The organism is Vibrio sp. S17_S38, assembly GCF_014694375.1.
GTDB lineage: Bacteria > Pseudomonadota > Gammaproteobacteria > Enterobacterales > Vibrionaceae > Vibrio.
On the sequence record NZ_JAAUWW010000039.1, the window covers coordinates 1 to 4,153 of the forward strand.

4 protein-coding genes and 2 pseudogenes are annotated in these 4,153 nt (G+C 36.3%); 5 read left to right on the forward strand and 1 reads right to left on the reverse strand.

Annotation, left to right across the window (positions count from 1 at the left end; genetic code table 11):
• Both HC725_RS16405 and HC725_RS16410 read left to right on the forward strand, forming a co-directional pair.
• Positions 1 to 214, forward strand: a pseudogene (locus HC725_RS16405) (hypothetical protein); the annotation flags it as partial.
• Between the two features lie 291 nt (positions 215 to 505).
• A complete protein-coding gene (locus HC725_RS16410) occupies positions 506 to 709 on the forward strand; it encodes a hypothetical protein (protein WP_190332937.1) in 204 nt (67 codons plus the stop codon).
• 66 nt (positions 710 to 775) lie between these two features.
• Here HC725_RS16410 and HC725_RS16415 read toward each other — a convergent pair whose 3' ends face one another.
• Positions 776 to 1,702, reverse strand: coding sequence for a hypothetical protein (locus HC725_RS16415; protein ID WP_190332938.1), 927 nt, complete (start codon positions 1,700 to 1,702; stop codon positions 776 to 778).
• A gap of 156 nt (positions 1,703 to 1,858) precedes the next feature.
• Here HC725_RS16415 and HC725_RS16420 point away from each other — a divergent pair, with 156 nt between their 5' ends.
• From HC725_RS16420 to HC725_RS16430, 3 genes and pseudogenes are all read left to right on the forward strand, one after another.
• Positions 1,859 to 2,257, forward strand: a complete 399-nt coding sequence (locus tag HC725_RS16420) for a LexA family protein (RefSeq protein WP_190332939.1) — start codon at positions 1,859 to 1,861, stop codon at positions 2,255 to 2,257.
• Positions 2,258 to 3,511, forward strand: a pseudogene (locus tag HC725_RS16425) (Y-family DNA polymerase).
• 246 nt (positions 3,512 to 3,757) lie between these two features.
• On the forward strand, positions 3,758 to 4,153 hold a 396-nt coding region (locus tag HC725_RS16430; protein ID WP_190332940.1), incomplete at its 3' end, for a heat-shock protein.

The following is a 4,153-nucleotide window of genomic DNA, read 5'->3' on the forward strand; positions in this document are numbered from 1 at the left end:
AGATTTATTACTAGAACTTAGTGCACTTTTAGAAACCGTACAAAGTTTATTAATGTTAGCTTGGGAATTAAAATTCTTGCCTCATGGCGCTCTGGTTGCTTTGACTGAACAACTTGGGCATGTATCAAGACAAACTACAGGATGGCGAAAGTGGTTCCAAGGAAAATCTCTCGAAATAAATGCACCTATTTCTTCTCCAAGTGGGTGCGCTTAGATTAGAGCTACTGGCATATTACTATTCAAAAAGACAATATTGTTCTAGAGAAACTGCTTGAGAACTTAGAGCCTTGGAGAGAGGAGAGCATGGTCGAACTGGTAGCTTAAGAAGGATATTAGAAAATAGGCTATTCCCTACAGCCCTTATAAATAAAGGGCTGTAGGCTCACATTGGACTTTTCGCTGAAATGGGCGCAAAACCCCAAGTAGGCGAGTATGGTAAATATTTCGACTGGCCGAAAAGTGAATAGGTTGTCTTAAATATTTATTACGTAAAAGGAATAGGTATATGATAGAAAAAATTAAGCATACTTTTGTCTTAGATCGTGGCTATAAAAATGATTTTGAATCGATAATTTATTCGATAAGTGAAGAACTTAACTTACCAATGCCAGATAAAGTTTGGAAAGATGAAACAACCGTTTGGAGCAAAGAAATTTCGGTAGTAATTATAGAAACCGAAGGTAATGAATTAATAGCATATGTATACTAAATTTGTTTTGTACGTAACCCTGTATATACAGGGTTATGTACATAGAAAGACTGATTTTTAATCTACTTATAAAAATTTTTCAGCTATCTTTTTTTTACCTCTCGGGTCTGTATACTCCAGTCGGTCATTTTCCTGATAGTAAAATCCATTCACATTTAAATCATTTTCATTTATATCTATTTTGATTGAAAGCTCGCTACCATCATTCCAAGTATCGATTATTCTTGCCTGGCAAATTTCACCATGTAATTCGAATTCAAAAATTTGAGTTTTTTTATCAAATTCCTTAAGCGCTGCTCTCATTAAGGTATCGCAAATTTTATTTCTCTTTTGCTTTGATAGCATTTCCAGTGAACGTTCCAAAATTTCACCATACATTCCGCTATTATTTAATGCTTCTAAAATTTTTCGCATGTGTCCTCCGGTGTATTGATTCACAAACACTGATGAACGCGAACCGTGAGGCTTACCTAATATGTCAGATCTTATGTTCCACCAAGTTTCGGCTACTTCTGCACCGTGAGCATGTTCCACAAGTTTTTTTACGCACCATACTAATGCATCACGAGTACGAATGGTTCCATCAGCTTCTAAAACAATATCTGTTGCTTCAACAACGACGGGATAACTATCATCACTATATAACGGCTCGTTTAAATGATAAGCCTTTAATCCTGGTAGTTTATTTACAACATCAACTAATTTGTCTGCTTCTGATTTTTGATAAGGGCATGTAACAAAGCCTCTCACAAATTTTACAGTATGGTCAATTCCCTTATATAGATCTTTTAAGAAAGGGGAATATTTCGTATTAGTTTTCGGTATTTGTAAAATTGGGTGCCATTCAGGGTAACTTTCAACAGAATTTCCTAGCTTATTGATAATAGAATCAAATGTTACACGAGCAGACTTTGGGTCTCTTAGCTGTAAAGTTAAGTATCTTAATGCTGTTAAGTTCGTTTCAGTAACTGCTGTTGGGTATCTAAATTCCATAAATATAAATCTCACGTAAAGTTTGTGTTTTACGTACAGTATGATCTTTACGAGATTTTTACTAGTAATTTTACTAAAATAATAATTAAAATTTGCAAAATTTCTTTCGATCATCAAAAATGATACTGTGTTTTTATACAGTGTCGTGTGATAATTATGAAAGTTACGCCCATCTCCGTGAGTGCCGGTATTACTGGTTTTGAATCCCCTGCATCTGAGTACACCCAGCTTGGTTTAGACTTAGATGCTCTTCTAATTAAGCATCCTCATGCAACATATTTTAGTCGTGTTTCTGGCGAATCTATGCGTGATGATGGAATTTTTGATGATGACATCTTAATTGTCGATAGAGCCGTAAGCGTTAGCAATAACAGTATTATTGTGGCTAATTATAATGGCGAATTTGTCTGTAAGCGCATCGATACTCAGCGCGGCCTTTTGCTGTCATCTAATGATGATTATGCGCCTATTTTTATTCATGATTTAGATTCATTTTCGGTGGAAGGTGTGGTCATTTGCTCATTACGTTGTCACGCCCCTGTGTCGTGGTGCTAAATGTTTGCCCTCGTTGATGCTAATTCATTATTGTAGTGCAGAACAGGTCTTTAGACCTGATCTGCGTGGTAAGCCTATAGTCGTACTATCAAATAACGATGGCTGTTTGTGGCGGCCAATAGACAGGCTAAAGAATTAGGAATTCCAAAATTCAAACCGTTCTTTGAAATACAGAACCGATGTGAGCGTCTAGGGGTGATTGCTCTTTCATCCAATTATGAATTATATGCGGATTTATCATCTAAAATGATGGCTGTACTTGGAAGGTTTGCTCCTGTTCAACATGTTTATAGCATTGATGAATCGTTCTTATCTTTAGAAAAATGTGCGAAAGCTATTCCTTGCTTACGCGAACATGGAATTTTGATACGAAAAGCCGTTTGGAAAGAGTGCCGCTTACCTGTGTGTGTTGGTATCGGAAAAACTTTAACTTTATCAAAATTGGCTAACCATGCAGCTAAAAAAATACCTGGTTATAATGGTGTTTGTGTATTGGACTCAGAATCAGAACGTATTCAGGTTTTAAAAAACGTACCAGTATCAGAGGTATGGGGAATTGGTCGTAGATTAACTGCAAAGCTTAATATTCTAGGGATAAAAACGGCTTATGATCTGTCGTGTTTTAATCCAAATGAAGCTCAGCGCCAGTTTAATGTTGAAGTTGAAAGAACGGTTCGAGAATTAAATGGTCAAGTGTGTAAACATTGGGATGCCATTAGAGCGGATAAAAAACAGATTTTCTCAACACGTAGTGTAGGCACTCGAATTACTGATTTAACCACATTACAACAAGCGTTAAGTAAACATGTTGGTATAGCAGCCGCCAAAGCAAGGAAACAGCAATCATTATGCAAGGTAATGATGTGCTTCGCATCGAGTTCACCATTTGATATTCATCCAGTAAGCAGTAAAGCAATACACCATTTTCCTTATCCAACGTCTGATACAACGGTTTTAAATCAAGTAGCTTCCATTTTGGCAATCCAGATGTTTAAGCCAAATGTACGCTACTATAAAATTGGGATTGGCCTCATTGATTTGGTCGAAGGAAAACACGCTCAATTAGATCTGTTAAACCCTGAACAGGATGATTCAAAGCTCATGAATATAATGGACAATTTGAATCACCGCTATGGCAATGATTCCTTGTTCTTGGCAGCCCAAGGAACTGTAGAGAAATGGGCAATGAAGCGTAACCGACTAACTCCACAATACACTACAAGGTGGCGAGATATTCCTATTGCTAGGTGCTAGAAATAAAGATAACCGTTTACAGAGTTACGAAAAAACATACAATATTGTTTACAGGTGCAACGATATATCGCATAATTAAACCTAATGATGCAGCAGACATAAAAATGCTTATACAGGTTTTTATGACATCACGTAACCTATACGGTCGAGGCAGTGCCCGGTAATGACGTTCTGATTCCAAGATTTATCTTGGCGAAGGCTCCCTAGATGGAGCCTTTGTTATTTCTACCTCAAAGTAAATTCCCAATGAAAAATAAACAAATATTCAATCTTAATGATAATGAAGTGCAAATTTGGAAAAATTTTGAACTTGGTGGAATAGATTATAATTTTTCTCATTTAAATGCTAAAAAAATCACCTTTACTCGTCCTGAACGTAGTGAACAATACACACTTTTTTTTACCATTTCTCATCACGTATTTACGAAAGGTATAGAGGATGATGATGAAATTGAACTGCATTGGATATACCCACACCCAACAGATAAACGTCAATTCGACCTTATTAGATATAAGTTGTCCTTAAATCTCCCTCAAATTATAGAAACGTTACCTGAGCAATTTTGTTATCACGGTGGATATAGTCGATATTGTTGTTGTAAAATTCATCAAGAAGACGGAACCGAAATCTACTATCAAGTT

Excerpts from the sequence above, each read along its gene's own strand:
- HC725_RS16410 (WP_190332937.1), top strand. The coding sequence starts at position 506 with ATGATAGAAAAAATTAAGCATACTTTTGTCTTAGATCGTGGCTATAAA.
- HC725_RS16415 (WP_190332938.1), bottom strand. The coding sequence starts at position 1,702 with ATGGAATTTAGATACCCAACAGCAGTTACTGAAACGAACTTAACAGCA.
- HC725_RS16420 (WP_190332939.1), top strand. The coding sequence starts at position 1,859 with ATGAAAGTTACGCCCATCTCCGTGAGTGCCGGTATTACTGGTTTTGAA.